The sequence below is a fragment of the Proteus sp. HMSC14B05 genome (assembly GCF_001808035.1).
Lineage (GTDB): Bacteria > Pseudomonadota > Gammaproteobacteria > Enterobacterales > Enterobacteriaceae > Proteus > Proteus mirabilis.
Genome location: NZ_KV791966.1, coordinates 1 through 17,638 on the forward strand (window position 1 = coordinate 1; position 17,638 = coordinate 17,638).

Annotated in this window: 16 protein-coding genes; 5 read left to right on the top strand and 11 right to left on the bottom strand. The window is 38.5% G+C overall.

The window, feature by feature from the left end:
• The first annotated feature begins 323 nt into the window (after positions 1 to 323).
• Genes HMPREF3129_RS02105 through HMPREF3129_RS02115 form a run of 3 tightly spaced genes read left to right on the top strand, consistent with a single transcriptional unit; the run spans position 324 to position 3,166 of the window.
• The gene (locus tag HMPREF3129_RS02105; RefSeq protein ID WP_017628596.1) at positions 324 to 1,061 is read left to right on the top strand and encodes a (Fe-S)-binding protein; all 738 of its coding nucleotides are present in this window, start codon (positions 324 to 326) and stop codon (positions 1,059 to 1,061) included.
• Complete coding sequence (locus HMPREF3129_RS02110) at positions 1,052 to 2,470, top strand: LutB/LldF family L-lactate oxidation iron-sulfur protein (protein ID WP_036919379.1); 1,419 nt, start codon at positions 1,052 to 1,054, stop codon at positions 2,468 to 2,470. The genes HMPREF3129_RS02105 and HMPREF3129_RS02110 overlap by 10 nt, the downstream gene beginning before the upstream one ends.
• 3 nt (positions 2,471 to 2,473) lie before the next feature.
• Complete coding sequence (locus tag HMPREF3129_RS02115) at positions 2,474 to 3,166, top strand: LutC/YkgG family protein (protein ID WP_004249865.1); 693 nt, start codon at positions 2,474 to 2,476, stop codon at positions 3,164 to 3,166.
• Positions 3,167 to 3,184: 18 nt separating this feature from the next.
• Here HMPREF3129_RS02115 and HMPREF3129_RS02120 read toward each other — a convergent pair whose 3' ends face one another.
• From HMPREF3129_RS02120 to acs, 4 genes are all read right to left on the bottom strand, one after another.
• The gene (locus HMPREF3129_RS02120; protein ID WP_036919377.1) at positions 3,185 to 4,816 is read right to left on the bottom strand and encodes a phosphoethanolamine transferase; all 1,632 of its coding nucleotides are present in this window, start codon (positions 4,814 to 4,816) and stop codon (positions 3,185 to 3,187) included.
• 322 nt (positions 4,817 to 5,138) lie between these two features.
• A complete protein-coding gene (locus HMPREF3129_RS02125; RefSeq protein ID WP_004246620.1) occupies positions 5,139 to 6,794 on the bottom strand; it encodes a cation acetate symporter in 1,656 nt (551 codons plus the stop codon).
• Positions 6,791 to 7,102, bottom strand: coding sequence for a DUF485 domain-containing protein (locus HMPREF3129_RS02130; RefSeq protein WP_004246621.1), 312 nt, complete (start codon positions 7,100 to 7,102; stop codon positions 6,791 to 6,793). Before HMPREF3129_RS02130 ends, HMPREF3129_RS02125 begins: the two co-directional genes overlap by 4 nt.
• Positions 7,103 to 7,266: 164 nt before the next feature.
• A complete protein-coding gene (acs, locus tag HMPREF3129_RS02135) occupies positions 7,267 to 9,225 on the bottom strand; it encodes an acetate--CoA ligase (protein ID WP_004249862.1) in 1,959 nt (652 codons plus the stop codon).
• Between the two features lie 367 nt (positions 9,226 to 9,592).
• Here acs and sodA point away from each other — a divergent pair, with 367 nt between their 5' ends.
• Both sodA and yiiM read left to right on the top strand, forming a co-directional pair.
• Positions 9,593 to 10,216: a superoxide dismutase [Mn] gene (gene sodA, locus HMPREF3129_RS02140; RefSeq protein ID WP_036919374.1), complete on the top strand. Its 624-nt coding sequence runs from the start codon at positions 9,593 to 9,595 to the stop codon at positions 10,214 to 10,216.
• Positions 10,217 to 10,333: 117 nt separating this feature from the next.
• Positions 10,334 to 11,008 carry a 6-hydroxyaminopurine reductase gene (yiiM, locus tag HMPREF3129_RS02145; RefSeq protein ID WP_012368600.1) on the top strand — a complete coding sequence of 225 codons (675 nt, stop codon included), beginning with the start codon at positions 10,334 to 10,336 and terminating at the stop codon, positions 11,006 to 11,008.
• Positions 11,009 to 11,048: 40 nt separating this feature from the next.
• Here the strand turns inward: yiiM and trpS are convergent, their stop codons facing one another.
• The 7 genes from trpS to aroK all read right to left on the bottom strand — a co-directional run bounded on the left by trpS (position 11,049) and on the right by aroK (position 17,169).
• Positions 11,049 to 12,077: a tryptophan--tRNA ligase gene (gene trpS / locus HMPREF3129_RS02150; protein ID WP_004246627.1), complete on the bottom strand. Its 1,029-nt coding sequence runs from the start codon at positions 12,075 to 12,077 to the stop codon at positions 11,049 to 11,051.
• Between the two features lies 1 nt (position 12,078).
• Entirely contained in the window at positions 12,079 to 12,789 is a 711-nt protein-coding gene (locus tag HMPREF3129_RS02155; protein ID WP_004249859.1) for a phosphoglycolate phosphatase, read from the bottom strand.
• The gene (rpe, locus tag HMPREF3129_RS02160; RefSeq protein WP_004246629.1) at positions 12,786 to 13,460 is read right to left on the bottom strand and encodes a ribulose-phosphate 3-epimerase; all 675 of its coding nucleotides are present in this window, start codon (positions 13,458 to 13,460) and stop codon (positions 12,786 to 12,788) included. The genes HMPREF3129_RS02155 and rpe overlap by 4 nt, the downstream gene beginning before the upstream one ends.
• 44 nt (positions 13,461 to 13,504) lie before the next feature.
• The gene (gene dam / locus HMPREF3129_RS02165; protein ID WP_004249858.1) at positions 13,505 to 14,320 is read right to left on the bottom strand and encodes an adenine-specific DNA-methyltransferase; all 816 of its coding nucleotides are present in this window, start codon (positions 14,318 to 14,320) and stop codon (positions 13,505 to 13,507) included.
• 81 nt (positions 14,321 to 14,401) lie between these two features.
• Entirely contained in the window at positions 14,402 to 15,346 is a 945-nt protein-coding gene (locus HMPREF3129_RS02170; protein WP_004246636.1) for an SPOR domain-containing protein, read from the bottom strand.
• Between the two features lie 154 nt (positions 15,347 to 15,500).
• The gene (gene aroB, locus HMPREF3129_RS02175) at positions 15,501 to 16,595 is read right to left on the bottom strand and encodes a 3-dehydroquinate synthase (protein ID WP_004249857.1); all 1,095 of its coding nucleotides are present in this window, start codon (positions 16,593 to 16,595) and stop codon (positions 15,501 to 15,503) included.
• A 52-nt stretch (positions 16,596 to 16,647) separates the two neighbouring features.
• A complete protein-coding gene (gene aroK, locus HMPREF3129_RS02180) occupies positions 16,648 to 17,169 on the bottom strand; it encodes a shikimate kinase AroK (RefSeq protein ID WP_012368596.1) in 522 nt (173 codons plus the stop codon).
• Between the last annotated feature and the right edge of the window lie 469 nt (positions 17,170 to 17,638).

Below are 17,638 nucleotides of genomic sequence, written 5' to 3' on the forward strand. Positions count from 1 at the left end.
AAAGCCAACCCAATGGGTTGGCTTTTTTGCGTTTATTCTATTTCGCTTACGTTAAATTCTTTATTTATCGTAATAAAACTAGACTTAATAAACTCCCTCAATTTGCCACAGTAATAAATTGTTTTTATTAAAAAATAATCATAAATACCCTTTATATTCCCATTTCTTTATTTCTTGAAAACTGTAAATTTATAAAAAAAACACTTATACACATATATTTAACATTATTTTTATGCAACACTATTTGTCATACAAATGAGTTTATAAATGAGTCTCGGCTTATTTACTTACTCTACATAGATAAAAGCAATGGGAGCATAAGTATGGATGTTAATTTTTATGTAACATGCATTGGTGACGCCTTAAAGTCTCAGATGGCAAGAGATAGCGTATTGCTGTTAGAAAAACTAGGCTGTCGAGTTCATTTTCTCGAAAAACAGGGCTGTTGTGGTCAACCTGCTATTAATAGTGGATATATTAAAGATGCCATTCCAGCGATGAAAAACTTGATTAAAACCTTTGAAGTTAATGACTATCCTATTATTTCTCCTGCTGGATCATGTTCTTTTGCTATTAAAAGTTATGCTAAATATCTGGTAAATGAACCTGACTGGGCTATTCGTGCAGAAAAAATAGCTAATCGCATGTTTGATCTCACCTCCTTTATCGTTAATCAATTAAATATTGTGGATGTAGGTGCAAGCCTTAAAGGAAAAGCTGTTTATCATCCATCTTGTAGCTTATTTCGTAAAATGGGAGTGAAAGAAGAGCCACTCACATTATTACGCCATGTAAAAGGGCTAGAATTATTACCTTTTGACAATATGGAAACCTGTTGTGGTTTTGGGGGGACGTTTTCGGTAAAAATGGCTGAAATTTCAGGTGAAATGGTCAAAGAAAAAGTTCACCACATTATGGATGTTCATCCTGACTATTTAATTGGTGCGGATGTCAGTTGCTTATTAAATATAGGTGGTCGTTTAGAGAGAGAAGGTCGTCCAGTTAAAGTGATGCATATTGCGCAAGTATTGATGAGCAATGAGGAGGAATTATGTCATTAAAAACAAGCTCTCTTCCTTTTAAAACGCTAATTGATCGTCAAGTTCACGATCAAATTATGCAAAAAGCCGTTGCTAATGCGCAAGAAACTATTGGCCGTAATCGTCAAAAAATGGTTGATGAATTAGGGCACTGGGAGGATTGGCGGGATAGAGCGGCACAAATTCGTGATCATGTACTTGCTAATTTAGATGCCTATTTATATCAATTATCTGAAAAAATAGAACAACATGGTGGGCATGTTTTCTTTGCTCAAACGAAAGAAGAAGCCTCTCAATATATTCTCAATATTGCAAAAGAGAAAAAAGCCAAAAAAATAGTCAAAGCCAAATCAATGGTGACGGAAGAAATTGGCTTAAACCCTGTATTAGAAAATGCAGGTATTAATGTTATTGAAACCGATTTAGCCGAGTTTATTCTTCAACAAGCAAAAGACGCCCCATCTCATGTAGTGGTTCCTGCTATTCATAAAAATAGAGCCCAGATACGTCAAATATTTCATGACAAACTGGGTTATAACGGCTCAGATACACCAGAAGAAATGACGCGTTTTGTTCGCCAGAACATTAGAGACGATTTTTTTACTGCCGATATCGGTATTACGGGGTGTAATTTTGCGGTAGCAGAAACAGGTTCTGTTTGTTTAGTCACTAATGAAGGTAATGCACGATTAAGTACAACATTACCCAAAACGCATATTGCGGTGATGGGGATGGAACGTATTGCACCTACTTTTAAAGAGGTAGATATCTTAATTACCATGTTGGCCCGTAGTGCAGTAGGGTTACGTTTAACGGGCTATAATACATGGCTTACTGGCCCTAAAGAGAATGACAACGTTGATGGCCCAGAAGATTTCCATCTTGTTATTGTGGACAATGGCCGCTCGAAGATCATTGGTTCTGGATTTAAAGATATTTTACGTTGTATCCGTTGTGGTGCTTGTATGAATACTTGCCCTGCTTATCGCCATATTGGCGGTCAAGGATATGATTCTATCTATCCAGGCCCTGTTGGTGCCGTCTTAACGCCACTACTTGGTGGATATAAAGACTTTAAAAACCTGCCTTATGTCTGCTCATTATGTACTGCTTGTGATAGCGTTTGCCCAGTAAAAATACCTTTATCAAATCTTATAAAGAAACATCGTGAAGTCATGGTAGAGCAAGGTATAACACCGACAACTGAACGTAATATTACTCGGGTATTCAATTATGTGAACCGTCATCCTATGTTATGGAAAGTTGGGATGAATATGGGGGCTCATGCTACAAAATGGTTTATTAAAGAAGGTAAAGCGCCATTAAATATCGGTGCAATAAAAGCATGGACAGAAGCGAGAAATTTACCTGAAGGTGATGGTGAAAGTTTTCGTAGTTGGTTTAAAAAACACCAAAAAGAGGAGAAATAAGAGATGGATAACAATAAAGAACGCTTTTTATCAAATCTTGCTTCTCAATTAGGTAGGCCGTTAAAAACGCAACCTGAAGCTTTACCTGAACCAGTAAATTTATATCCAGAACAACGATTAACGGAGCTTTCTGATGATGAACTTTATCAATATTTTCTCAATACAGCTCAGTTAGCAGGAAGTACTTATGAAACGACAACATTGTCATCTTTACCTAAGCATTTAGAGACTCTTTGTGAACAGTATGGTTTACCAGTGATATTAACGGGTGATCCACGATTACAGGAAAGTGGGGTGATTGATTATTTATCAGAACACTGTCATGCCAATATTTGGGATCATACTGAGGGTAAAAAAAATATTGAACGGGTAAAAGAGGCAAAAGTCGGAATTGTATTTGCTGAATATGGACTTGCAGAATCTGGCGGTGTTGTTTTATTTTCTGGGGCTGACAAAGGAAGAAGTGTTGGATTGATCCCTGAAACCACGATTTTTGTACTAAAACGCAGTACGATTTTACCTCGAGTTGCTCAGTTAGCAGAAAGATTACATCAAATGGCATTAAAAAATATAAGAATGCCTTCTTGTATTAATATTATTAGTGGTCCTAGTTGCACATCAGATATTGAATTAATTAAGGTTGTTGGTGTTCATGGCTCTTTAAATGCGATTTATGTGATTATTGAAGATTGTTAAATTAAGTCACGCGCCTCTTTATTGAGGCGCTTGCTCTTCTGATTCTAATAGTGCGTAGTTTAATAACTTCTTATTACCATCGATGACCATCATTGACGTTTTTGTTTGATAGCATTCGCTTAAAGGTGAGTAACATTTTTTCGCTGAGTTATGTTCAATACCTAGCCATTGGCTTAATAGCCAATAATTATCTGCGGTGGAAAAAGGTTTATTTAAATTTTCTTTATTGATATTTGGTCGCGTTGCAGATGCGCTATACCAAATAAAGAGCGGTATATTATAAGCTTCTTGGCGAGGACTGTTCACGCCATGGTGATAACGTACTTCTCTATTTTTATCTAATCGTTGTAATGCGTGATCTGAAAAATAGAGTATAGATGCGGGTTTATCTTGTATTTTTTCAATAATTTGGCTGATAAGCTTGTCAGTATAAGCGATAGAGCTATCGTAGCAGTTATCATCTTCTTGTTGGGAAAAGGTTTTAAGGTAAGTGCTAGGAAAACGATTACATGCTGGCTCATGACTACCATAAGTATGTAGGACAATGAGCTTTTTATTTGATGAGTTATCATTAAGCGCATTATCTAAAAATGGCAATAATTCTTCATCATAGCCAATAAATTCATTCCATTTTTTATGTTGGGCCATATTGGCAATAACAGAAATCACACTCGTTTTTGGATTTCCTTTACCTTGGTTACTTAACCAATATGTTTTGAAACCAGCATGATTGGCAAGAGAAATGATATTATCAGCGTAGTGTTTCTTATCATATAACTCTGTTAGGTTGATATTAGAAAGGGATATGGGTACTGATAATATGGTCACAGGCGCTGGAGAATAAGCTTGCTTAAATAATAAAATATTATTTTTTTCTTTCTCTAAATTAGGGGTAGTATCGTACGGATACCCATAAATTCCTAAATGATCACGTCGTACTGATTCACCAATCAAAAGAATATAAATTTCTGTTTTTTGATCCACTTTATCATAGTTAAAATTAACTTTTTCTGATGTGATCTTTTTGATTTGTCTATTTTCGTGGAAAGTCCGCACTAAAGCTGCTGCATTGTAAAAAGGGGTATTAAGTAGATAATACTCAGCAAGTAATTGGGTTTTACTCTCTGATCTTATTGCTAAGTTCTTGTATAGAGAAATAAGAATTATTAATATAAAAATAGCAATTAAACATCTTTTATTAGTTTTGTTATTTAAATAACGGGCGCTAATATGTATTAAATAGAAAAAACAGGTAAATATAACAATATAAAAGAGTACATAATATTTATTATAAGAGAGCATACCAACAGTTTCACTTCCATTAGTATTAATGAAAGTTTCTGCTATTGATGATGAAAAGGGAATATCATGTTCACGATAAAAAAACAGTGAGATGGAGAGGTTTAAAGACCATAAAGCTGCAACAATAAAAGTAATCACTTTTCCTATAGTAAACCGATAGATACCTGCGCAGAGCAACATCAGGAGCCAACCGATAATCACCATAGAGAACTTTTGTTCAATATGCAGGGTTGAACCCGCTAATAGTGCAGGTACTATAGATAAAATAAATAAAAGAGAAAAGTTTATTACTTGAGACATGCTTTTATCATTATCACCTTTTTCCATATAGAATAAAAAGTTAACCATTTAGCATTTCATAATACAAGTCTTGTTTAGCTAAAACGAGTCTGAAATTGATATTTCAGTACTTATCTTATCTTTTATTGACTTATTATACTGTTACTTATAGTTATATTTACACTTTTAATTATTGTTATAATAATTTTAATTAATTGATCTTGCTTGAAATTTTCCAATAGACTTAAAATTAAACCACATTAGTCAATAGTAATTTAAAATATCGTATAGATATGTATTTTTAAACCGATATTAATTTAATTAAGTAAAGAGTAAAAAAAAGTGCCAACATTGTTGGCACTTTAAGAATAAAAAACTATTTTACAGATGTTTAATGAGGTTTACCTTGCTCTGCACCAATACCTATTTGTGAGCGAATAAACTGAGCTTCAAATTTCATACGCTCTTGAGTTGCCAGAGAAGAATTATCGGTAATGGAGAATAACCATGAAACGATAAAGGCAATGATCATAGAGAAAAGAGCAGGGTACTCGTAAGGATAAATAGGTGTATCATGACCAAGAATACTCACCCAGATCGTGGGACCTAAGATCATTAAGGTAACGGCAACAATTAAGCCAGACCAGCCACCAATTACAGCCCCACGTGTTGTTAATCCCTTCCAATACATAGAGAGTAAGATAATAGGGAAATTACAACTTGCAGCGATAGAGAAAGCTAAACCGACCATAAAGGCAATATTCTGTTTCTCAAATAAAATACCTAAACCAATGGCGACAATGCCGAGAATAACAACCGTTATTTTCGAAACTTTTAGCTCTTGTCGCTCATCTGCTTGGCCATTTTTAATTACATTGGCGTATAAATCATGAGAAACGGCAGATGCACCTGCTAAAGTTAATCCTGCAACAACGGCTAAAATAGTGGCAAAAGCGACTGCAGAAATAAAACCAAGGAAGAAATTACCACCAACAGCATCCGCTAAATGAACAGCGGCCATATTGGTGCCACCAATTAAAGCACCAGCGGCATCTTTGAACAGAGGATTAGGGCTAACGAGTAAGATAGCCCCGAAACCAATAATAAAAGTAAGAATATAGAAATAACCGATAAAACCTGTCGCATAGAAAACACTTTTACGAGCCTCTTTTGCATCGCTAACGGTAAAAAAGCGCATGATAATGTGGGGAAGTCCTGCGGTACCAAACATTAAGGCAAGACCTAAGGATAATGCAGAGATAGGATCAGAAACTAACCCTCCTGGACTCATGATAGAAAAGCCTTTTTGATGGACGTTAACAGCTTCTTTAAACAAAGTATTGAAGTTAAAGTCTGCCGCTTTCATTACCATGACCGCCATAAAAGTTGCACCGGCGAGTAATAAAATAGCTTTGATTATTTGTACCCAAGTGGTGGCTAACATGCCGCCAAAAAGGACATAAAGAACCATTAAAATACCGACTAAGATCACCGCAATATGGTAGTTTAAGCCAAAGAGCAGCTCGATTAATTTACCCGCCCCTACCATTTGAGCAATAAGATAGAGGGCAACAACAACTAATGAACCTATTGCAGAAAGTGTTCTAATGGGCTTTGGACTTAAACGGTAAGAGACAACATCAGCAAAAGTATAGCGTCCTAAATTACGCAAACGTTCAGCGATAATAAATAGAATGATTGGCCAGCCGATTAAAAAGCCAATAGAGTAGATAAGTCCATCATAGCCAGAAGTGTATACTAACGCTGAAATTCCTAAAAAGGAGGCGGCAGACATAAAATCACCAGCGATAGCCATACCATTTTGAAATCCGGTAATTTTGCCACCCGCAGTGTAATAATCAGACCGTGATCGTGTTCGTTTAGAGGCCCAGTAAGTAATATACAGTGTTAAGCCAACAAAGATCAGAAACATGATAATGGCTTGGAAGTTAATTGGCTGTTTTTCACCCCCTTCTGTTATCGCTGCGGCTAATACATTGGGGGATAATAACGTTAATAGTGATATGGCGTAGTGTTTATTTTTCATTTTTCTACCTCACCAAGAATTTCTGCCGTTAATTTGTCAAACTCTGTATTTGCTCTAATAACGTAAATCCCTGTTAGTAGAAAAGAGGCGATAATTAAGCCAATACCGATAGGAATACCTCGAGTAATGTAACTGCCTTCATAGAGCGGTGTACCTAACCATTGTGGATAAAAAGCAATCAGCAATATAAATGAGACATACATAACAAGTGTAATAATCGAAAGTCCCCATGAGAAACGACTACGTTTTTTAACCAGTTCTTTAAAGCGAGGGTTATTTTCTATCTCTTGATAAATATTGGGATTCATCAGAGTTCTCCTCAAAATAATTATTTGGTTTATTACATGATTTAGAGGTGTTTATCCCCGCATGTCATGAATTTGTGATAAGAGAGCCCTGCAAAGGCATAAAATGCCTTTGCATAGTAGTATTCCGGTTTTATTGACTGCTGTATTATTTGAGCACTAGCACTTTAAATGGTCAGTGATAGAGACTGTTTTTCTTCTAACAGTTTTTCTACAACGCCTGGATCGGCGAGTGTTGAGGTATCTCCAAGGTTAGTTGTGTCGCCAGAGGCAATTTTACGCAAGATACGACGCATAATTTTCCCAGAGCGTGTTTTAGGTAAGGCATCTGTCCAATGAAGGATATCAGGTGTTGCTATTGGGCCTATCTCTTTACGTACCCAATTGCGCACTTCTGTATAAAGCTCTGCCGTAGGCTCTTCACCATGATTTAGCGTGACATAAGCATAAATAGCTTGTCCTTTTATATTATGGGGAATACCAACAACAGCCGCTTCTGCAATTTTAGGATGGGCGACAAGTGCGGATTCAATTTCAGCAGTACCTAAACGGTGACCAGAGATATTTAAAACATCATCAACACGGCCTGTTATCCAATAATCACCGTCCTCATCACGACGGGCACCGTCACCTGAAAAGTACATGCCTTTAAAGGTCGAAAAGTAAGTCTGTTCAAAACGGTCATGATCGCCAAATAATGTTCTTGCTTGGCCCGGCCATGAATCTACGATCACCAAATTACCTTCACAAGCACCGTCTTGTATTTCCCCCATATTGTCAACAATCGCAGGTTGTACACCAAAGAATGGACGAGTCGCTGAGCCTGGTTTTAGATCCATTGCTCCCGGCAATGGGGTTATCATGAAACCTCCTGTTTCTGTTTGCCACCATGTATCAACAATAGGGCATTGGCTACGTCCCATTTTTTGATAAAACCATTCCCAAGCTTCTGGGTTAATAGGCTCTCCTACTGAGCCTAAAATACGTAAAGAGGTTCGTTGCGTACCTTCAATGGCTTTGTCTCCTTCCGCCATTAATGCGCGGATCGCAGTAGGTGCGGTATAGAGAATATTAACTTGGTGTTTATCAACAATTTGGGCCATACGATTGACGGAGGGGTAATTGGGTACTCCCTCAAACATCACTGTTGTGGCACCATTTGATAGCGGGCCATATAACAAGTAGCTATGGCCAGTTACCCAACCGACATCCGCTGTACACCAATAAATCTCACCATCATGATAGTCAAAGGTGTATTTAAAGGTCATTGAGGCATAAACAAGATAACCGCCAGTGGTGTGCAATACGCCTTTGGGTTTCCCCGTAGAGCCTGATGTGTAGAGAATAAAGAGTGGATCTTCTGCGTTCATGACTTCCACATCACATTCAGTACTGACGCCTTGAACAATTTCATCCCACCATAAATCGCGTCCTTCAATCCATTGTTCTGTTTGCCCTGTTCGACGTAAGACCACAACATGTTCAATAGGCGGGATATCCACATGAGTGAGGGCATCATCAACATTTTTCTTTAAGGGGATTGCTCTACCAGCACGTAAGCCTTCATCTGCAGTGATCACTAATTTTGCTTTAGAGTCAATAATGCGCCCTGCCACTGCTTCTGGTGAGAAACCACCAAAAATAACAGAATGAATAGCCCCAATACGAGTACAAGCCAACATCGCAACAGCCGCTTCAGGAACCATTGGCATATAAATAGCCACCACATCGCCTTTTTTGATACCTAGTTTTTTTAATACATTGGCGAATTGACAAACATCTTGATGAAGTTGGCGATAGGTAATGCTTTTTGATTCATTAGGGGAATCACCTTCCCAAATAATAGCAACTTGATCCGCGCGTTTTTCTAAATGGCGATCAAGACAGTTTTGGCTAATGTTAAGTTGCCCATCTTCAAACCAGCGAATACGGACATGGCCTGGATCAAAGGAGGTATTTTTCACGATAGTATAGGGGGTTATCCAATCAACAATTTTCCCTTTATCTGCCCAAAAGGCCTCAGGGTTTTCGATGGATAATGCATAATCTTTTTGGTATTGCTCTTTATTAATCAGGGCGTGCTCTGCAATGTTTGCAGGAATGTGATGTTGGTTTATTTTTGTCATAATTGTTCTCCTTACTGTTGTTAATACTATGTCAAAAAGTCGTTAACAAAAGAGGGTAAAGAGACATTGTTTCTTTTTTGCGCATAAGATCACGAAATAATGGAAATGCTTTTCATGGCGTGATCAATTAGTGCTAAAGGTTGTTATGTATAATTTATCTACCTTTTGGGTATTTTATGAAATATTAAACCAATAATAAGCTTTTTATTTAAAATAAAATACTGTGAAAATTGATGTCACTGGGTTGGATAAAAAAACCACAAAAATAATATGGATATGATAATGATTTTCATTAACATTTTTTTCACTATAATAAAGAGATAAATCACATGGCGTGATCGAATATAAAACAGCACTGGAGATTAATATGAGCTATACATTACCTGCACTCCCTTATGCTTATGATGCGCTAGAACCTCATTTTGATGAGCGCACAATGGAAATTCACCATACTAAGCATCATCAAACTTATGTGAACAATACCAATACTGCGTTAGAAAAACTGCCTGAATTAGCGGGTTTAGAAATTGATGAACTCGTTAAGAATTTACATAAAGTACCTGCTGATCAACGTACCTTTGTACGTAACAATGCGGGTGGTCATTCTAACCATACTTTCTTCTGGAAAGGATTAAAGCTATGCACTCAATTACATGGTTCATTAAAAGATGCCATTGAACGTGATTTTGGTAGTGTTGATGCATTTAAAGAGTTGTTTGAAAAAGCCGCTGCTAGCCGTTTTGGTTCAGGTTGGGCATGGTTAGTATTAAAAGATGATGGAAAATTAGCTGTTGTTTCTACCGCAAACCAAGATAGCCCATTAATGGGTGAAGAGTTAGCAGGTGCATCTGGCTATCCAATTATTGGCTTAGATGTATGGGAACATGCGTATTACTTGAAATATCAAAACCGTCGTCCTGATTATATCAAAGCATTCTGGTCTGTAGTTAACTGGGATGAGGCGCAAAAACGCTATCAGAGCAAAGCATAATATTGCTATCATTCTCTTTTCTCTCTATTTATCAATGCCGACAATTATTGTCGGCATTGTTTATTTAGCCTGCTCTCTTTATTATAAAAGGACTTTTTTTCATTGAGGCAATGAGTTATGCGCTATTTCCCCAGTGTTTTTATTGGCAATATCACGACGACTGCAAATGGATTTACCAGTGCGATCACCAAAAGGCTGGTGGATGGGCATATTAAACTAACATCACTGGGCTTAGCAGGTGATGAGCAAGCAGAAAAAGGGTTTCATGGTGGGCCTGATCGCGCTTTGTGCCATTATCCTCAAGAACATTATCATTACTGGTCTGAGCAATTTCCTCAACTGGCTGACTTATTTAATGCTCCTGCGTTTGGTGAAAATATTTCGACTACCGGTCTGACAGAAGAGAATGTTTTTATTGGTGATATATATCAATGGGGTGACGCTTTAATTCAAGTGACCCAGCCTCGTTCACCTTGTTATAAGCTAAACACGGTGACTGATATCAGCGATTTTTCACAACTGATGCAAGATAGCGGTTTTTGTGGCTGGTTATATCGCGTGATAAGTCCCGGCGAAGTAGGCTGTCATCATCCTTTGGTTCTACGCTCAAGAAATAGCGATATCTCTGTCAAAGAAGCAATTGCTATTGCTTTTCATATGCCATTTGATGAGGAGTCGTATCGTCGCTTATTAACAGCGGCAGGACTATCTGCTAGTTGGTGTAAAACCATGCAGTTAAGATTGCAAAAACAAACTATTGAAAGTTTTGATAGAAGGCTATTTAAGAAATAGTCAGAAAATAGGCCAGCAGTTATCTGGCCTATAATAACGATTATGGGTGAGCAATAAACCCAATAGCCTCATAAACCTTATCTAAGGTTGTTTGAGCGCGCGCTTTCGCCTTATCGGCACCTTCTTTCATGATTTTATTTAATAGTGCTTCATCATTACGGAAGGTGTTAAAGCGTTCTTGAATATTTGTCAGCATATCTGATACAGCCTCAGCAACCGCGCCTTTTAGATGACCGTACATTTTTCCTTCAAATTCAGCTTCGAGTTCAGGGATAGTTTTACCTGTTACACCCGCTAAAATATCTAATAAGTTAGAGACACCGGCTTTGTTTTCTAGATCATACGCAACGCGAGGTGGCTCTTCTGAGTCTGTAACAGCACGTTTTATTTTTTTCGCCGCCGCTTTGGGATCTTCAAGTAAAGCGATAACATTATTGCGGTTATCATCAGATTTAGACATTTTCTTAGCGGGATCTTGTAATGCCATCACGCGTGCGCCACCTTTTGGAATAAAAGGATCGGGTACGGTGAAAATGTCCCCATAGATGGCATTAAAGCGTTGGGCAATATCACGGCTTAATTCAAGATGTTGTTTTTGGTCAATGCCAACCGGTACTTGGTTGGTTTGATAAAGGAGGATATCGGCTGCCATTAAGACGGGATAATCAAATAATCCTGCATTGATATTTTCAGCATGACGAGCTGATTTATCTTTAAATTGGGTCATACGGCTTAATTCACCAAAGTAGGTGTAGCAGTTTAGCGCCCAGCCTAATTGTGCATGTTGTGGAACATGAGATTGTACAAAGATTGTGCTCTTTTCAGGATCAATGCCACAAGCGAGATAAAGAGCCAGTGTATCTAAGGTTCTTTTTCGCAGTTCGGTAGGATCTTGGCGTACAGTGATGGCATGTTGGTCAACGATACAGTAAATGCAATCGTAGTCATCTTGCATTTGTACCCACTGACGTAGTGCTCCCATATAGTTCCCGATAGTTAACTCACCAGAAGGTTGTGCACCACTGAATACAATAGGCTTTTGAGCCTTTTTTTCTACTGAAGTCGTCATGTTAGTTCTGTTCCACTGTTGTCATTGACGTAATATCAAGGATAGAGAGCAAATCAGCAAAATCGTCGAGTATAAAATCGGGTTTGCTATCTGCAATGGGTTCACCGTAGTTATAACCATAAGTTAACCCCACACAAGGGCACTGTGCTGCTTGTGCGGCGATAATATCGTTACGGGAATCTCCGACAAAAAGAAGCTCTTCTTTTTTAACACCAAACGTGCCCATTGTTAAATATAATGGCGCTGGATGGGGTTTTTTTTGTTTTACATCATCACCACCAAGCACCAATGAGAAGTCGTTGTCTATACCTAATTGCTTTAACAGTGGTTGGATAAAAGGAGTGGGTTTATTCGTCACTATGCCTAAGGAGAGAGAATACGAAGCAAGTTTTTCTAGTGTCTCTTTAACGTGTGGAAATAGATTGCTTCCTGTTTTGACAGAGTTTGCATAGCACTCATCAAAGAGATCACGTACCTCTTTTAATAAAGTATCGGTGACATCTTTAACACCACAATGGTGCAGGGCGCGCTTTAATAGCATATCAACACCATTACCAACCCAAATGGTGACATGGTGTTTATCCACTGTTGGGAAGCCTTTTGCTTTTAGTGCATAGTTTGTGGCTTCTGTTAGCCCAACAGCGCTGTCAGTTAGTGTACCATCAAGATCAAAAGCGATAGCACGAATACCTTTGAGTTTTTTTTCTGTCATTTCGATACCTTATCTAATTCTCGGCGCATATTGTCGATAACCTGTTTATAATCTGGCTGATTGAAAATAGCAGAGCCAGCAACAAACATATCCGCACCTGCTTGAGCAATTTCGGCAATATTATCAACTTTGACACCGCCATCAATTTCTAAACGAATGTCATAGCCACCATCATCAATCATCTTGCGAACTTGACGTAATTTATCGAGTGTCTTTGGTATAAATGATTGACCACCGAAGCCAGGGTTTACTGACATCAGAAGAATAAGATCTAATTTATCCATTACATAATCGAGATAGTTGAGAGGCGTGGCAGGATTAAGGACTAAACCTGCTTTACAGCCACAATCTTTGATTAATTGAATAGTGCGATCAACATGCTCACTGGCTTCGGCATGAAATGAAATATAGGTTGCTCCTGCTTGTGCAAAATCAGGAATAATACGATCAACCGGTTTTACCATTAAGTGGACATCAATAGGTGCTGTGATCCCGTAGTTGCGTAGCGCTTTACAAATTGGTGCACCGAACGTTAAGTTAGGGACATAGTGATTATCCATTACATCAAAATGAACCACATCAGCACCTGCAGCGAGCACTTTCTCCGTATCTTCACCAAGGCGGGCGAAATCTGCAGATAAAATAGAAGGGGCAATCAGAAAATCTTTCATCGCGTTCTCCTGACAACACTCCCATTGTCGGGAAGTGTTAACGATTATTTATATAAGGCTAGTAATTCGTTCACTTTGCTACGACCTAGTGTGTTGCTACTAATTGTTCTTCTGACTTTCACACTATGTAGCTCTTTCGCGTCTACATACCACTCTTTTGTTAACGCAGTTTCATGATTTGATATTAACACGGGTATCTGTCTCTCGTAAGCCAACATTGAGGCAAGTTGAGCTAGATGCTGTTGTTCTTGGAAACTAAAGCTATTTGTATGGTATGAGGTAAAATTTGCCGTCGGTGATAACGGTGCATAAGGTGGATCACAGTATACAACAGAACCTTTGGTGGCATTTGTCATGGTTGATGAATAGCTTTGGCAGACAAATAAGGCTTTTTGCGCTTTTTCTGAAAACCAAATCAATTCGTCTTCTGGAAAATAAGGTTTTTTGTAGCGACCAAAAGGAACATTATATTCTCCTTTGGAGTTGTAACGGCATAATCCATTGTAGCAATGACGGTTTAAGTAGAGAAAAAGTACACTGCGTTGGTATGGATCTGTTGATTGATTAAAGTCTTGTCGTAGTTGATAAAACTCTTCTGCATTATTCATCTGAGGAGTGAATAATAGTTGAGCATCCTTCATAAATTTTTCAGGATACAGTTTTACCGTATTATAGAGATGGATGAGATCGCTATTTATATCGGCAAGAATATATGAATCATATTCTGTATTTAAAAATACAGAGCCAGCACCCATAAAAGGTTCAATTAAACAGTTACCTTGAGGTAGATGACGCTTAATGTCATCTACCAAAGGGTATTTACCACCAGCCCATTTTAGGAATGCGCGTTTTTTTTTCATGCCGTCCAAATTTCTCAATCGTTTCAGAGTCGCCGATTGTACTCTGTTTCAGACAGCATATCAGCGGTGAACATCGTTAACTTATTTTTTTAGATCCTGATGAACATGTTTCATAGGTCTAACCCAAGGTTTTTTAGCTTGCACAGCCGCCGGTAATGAAGCCACGGCCTGTTTTGCTTCGCTTATATTACGATAGTTACCATAGATGAGTACATACCAAGGATTACCATTACGCTGGGTTTTATAAATAGCGTAGTTTCCATTAAGATTTTTTTTAGCGAAAGCTTCTAACGTATCTTGGCGACTCGCACCACTTAACTGCAAAGTATAATTTGTTGCAGGAATGGCTGCTAGGTTATTTGCTGATAAGGCTCCTGATGCAACGGGTTTTGTGGTTGGTTTTGCCACAGGCTTAGTCTGTGTGGTTGCAGGAGGTGTTACCGGCTTGGTTGGTGTAGGTTTGACCTCTGGTTTTTGTGTTGGTGCCGGTTGTGGTTTGGTCACCGGAGTTTGTGGCGTTGTCGGTTGGTTTTGTGTATTTTGCTGTTGTTGATTAACAGCTTGGTTAACACCTGCTTGTTGTTGATTGAGTGAATCAACAATATCTCCTGGGATCTCAACACGTTGACCTTGAGAGTCAATCATTGGGGGGAGATTTTGAGATGGCTGCGTTGTAGGCTGCTGTATTTGTTGACCCGTCAGCTCCTGAGGTGTAGATGTTTGATTGTCTGTTGATGTTACTGAAGGCTGAGACAGTTCAATATTCTTTTCTGTTCCTGTTGTTGAGGCCGTTGTTTCTTTATCACTGTCTGGTGATTTCAGCGCAGAGCTTATCGCAATAATTAAAAGAATGAGAACCAGTACCCCAACACCTATCATCATCTGTTGACGGGATACAGAGAAACGAGCATTTTTTAATGGGTTATTACGAGGTCGATTAGTGCGACGTTCGGGTCTATCCGAAGTATCAGGTTTGAGTGAGTTATCGCCACTCTTAATTTCATTTTCAGGTTTGAACTCGTCCATTATGCCCTCCGTCAGAGCGTCAAAAAGCGAAAGTTAGCCATTACCTCTAGTATAAGGATGAAACGCTTTTTCTGAAACGTCACATTTGAGATTATTAACCAGAATTTTCCTTAAATAGACTTTCCAGTTTATCTCTCGTTAGGTGATGGTATGCTTAATTTGCATTAATGCATGATGTTATCGCTTTATACACTTGTTCGCGAGATATATCCGCACGTAGTTCTGATTGACCGATACCTTTTGGTAATACAAGGTGCAATTTACCCGCGGAAACTTTTTTATCTCGCATCATATGAGGTAAATAGTCTTCAGGTTGCATCTCATCAGGGCCATTGACGGGAAGATTTGCTTTTTTAAGTAATTGGATCACTCGCTGAGTTTCTGCCTGAGTAAATTGACCCAAATCTTGTGCGGTTTTAGCCGCCATAACCATACCCGCAGCGACAGCTTCACCATGTAGCCACACACCATATCCCATATGTGCTTCAATTGCGTGACCATAAGTATGACCTAAATTAAGTAAAGCTCGTAGACCACTCGTCTCTTTTTCGTCTGCTGCGACTACTTGTGCCTTAAGTTCACAGCAACGGCGAATACAGTAAGCCATGGCTTTAGGTTCAAGCGCTATCAGTTTATCAATATTGTTTTCAAGCCAGATAAAGAAGTCTTTATCTAAAATAATGCCATATTTAATCACCTCCGCTAAGCCTGATGACAACTCACGAGGAGGAAGCGTTGCAAGACAATCGAGATCGATAACAACAGATGCCGGTTGATAGAAAGCACCAATCATATTCTTACCCAGTGGATGGTTAACTGCTGTTTTTCCACCGACAGAAGAATCGACCTGTGATAATAACGTAGTAGGAACTTGAATAAAACGTACACCACGTTGATAACTTGCAGCCGCAAAGCCTGTTAAGTCACCAATAACACCACCCCCTAGTGCAAGCAGTGTTGTATCTCGATTGTGATTTTTTTCTAATAATGCAGTAAAGACATCATTCATTACCGTCAGGGATTTATACTGTTCCCCATCAGGTAAAATCACGCTATCAACCAAAACACCTTGTTGTTCTAAGGTGTTTGTTACCTTGTCTAGATAGAGCGGCGCAAGTGTCACATTTGTGACAATCATCACTTGTTGCCCTTTTTTTAAAGGTAAAAAGGTTTCAGGCTGGTGAAAAAGGCCAGAAGCAATGGTAATGGGATAGCTTCTTTCACCTAAAGTCACAGTGATTTTTTCCATAGCAACGGCCTTCTTCAAGTAGTCTTTACTTTCATCTCATCTAAAGAATTTATTAGTTTTTCTCTAATAATTCAATAATTTGATTTGCAACGATTTTTGCACTCTGATCATCAGTATGAATGGTGATATCAGCAATCTCTTCGTAAAGAGGATTACGCTCTTCTGCGAGGGTTTCCAGTACATCACGTACGGGTTCAACACCTTGCAATAAAGGACGTTTTTTATCTCGCTGAGTACGAGCAAGTTGTTTTTCAATGTTGGTTTCTAAATAAACAACAACACCGCGTGCTGATAGTCGGTTACGGGTTTCTCTTGATTTCACCGAACCACCACCTGTAGCTAGTACAATGCCTTGCTTTTCAGTAAGTTCGTTGATTATTTTTTCTTCACGTTGACGGAAGCCTTCTTCGCCTTCTACATCAAATACCCAACCTACATCTGCACCTGTACGTCGCTCAATTTCCTGATCGGAATCATAAAATTCCATACTAAGTTGTTGAGCTAACTGACGACCAATAGTGCTTTTGCCGGCACCCATAGGCCCAACCAGAAAGATATTACGTTTCTCTGCCATGTTTTTGGTATTACTAAGATATTCGTTAATGATAACCCGCCCCGCCAAATTCATTCAGCGACGGGACCTAAACTGAAATTTATGAGTGTTTATTTCATTCACGCCTGATAACGTGTGTATCTACTCTCATATTAAAACTGAGTTTTTTCAGTAGAACGCTATTAAATAACCACGTGTTGTCGCAAGCGACAACACAGGATAAAAATCCCTTTGCCTACAGTACATAACAAGATATGACCTATAAAAATTATATTATCTTTGTTGGCAATGCGGAGATTCTAACACAATTTAGCCGGAAAACCGCATCTGATCACTTTGTCTTTTCTGTCATCAGTTGATCAATATTACATATAAAAAGCCCTACCTCCAAGAAAGAGGAAGTGCATAAAATGTATCCGTATTATCGTTGTGATGTTTCAGGCCCACTCAATTAGCTAACCCTTGTAAGCTAAATCGTCCTCAGCGTCAA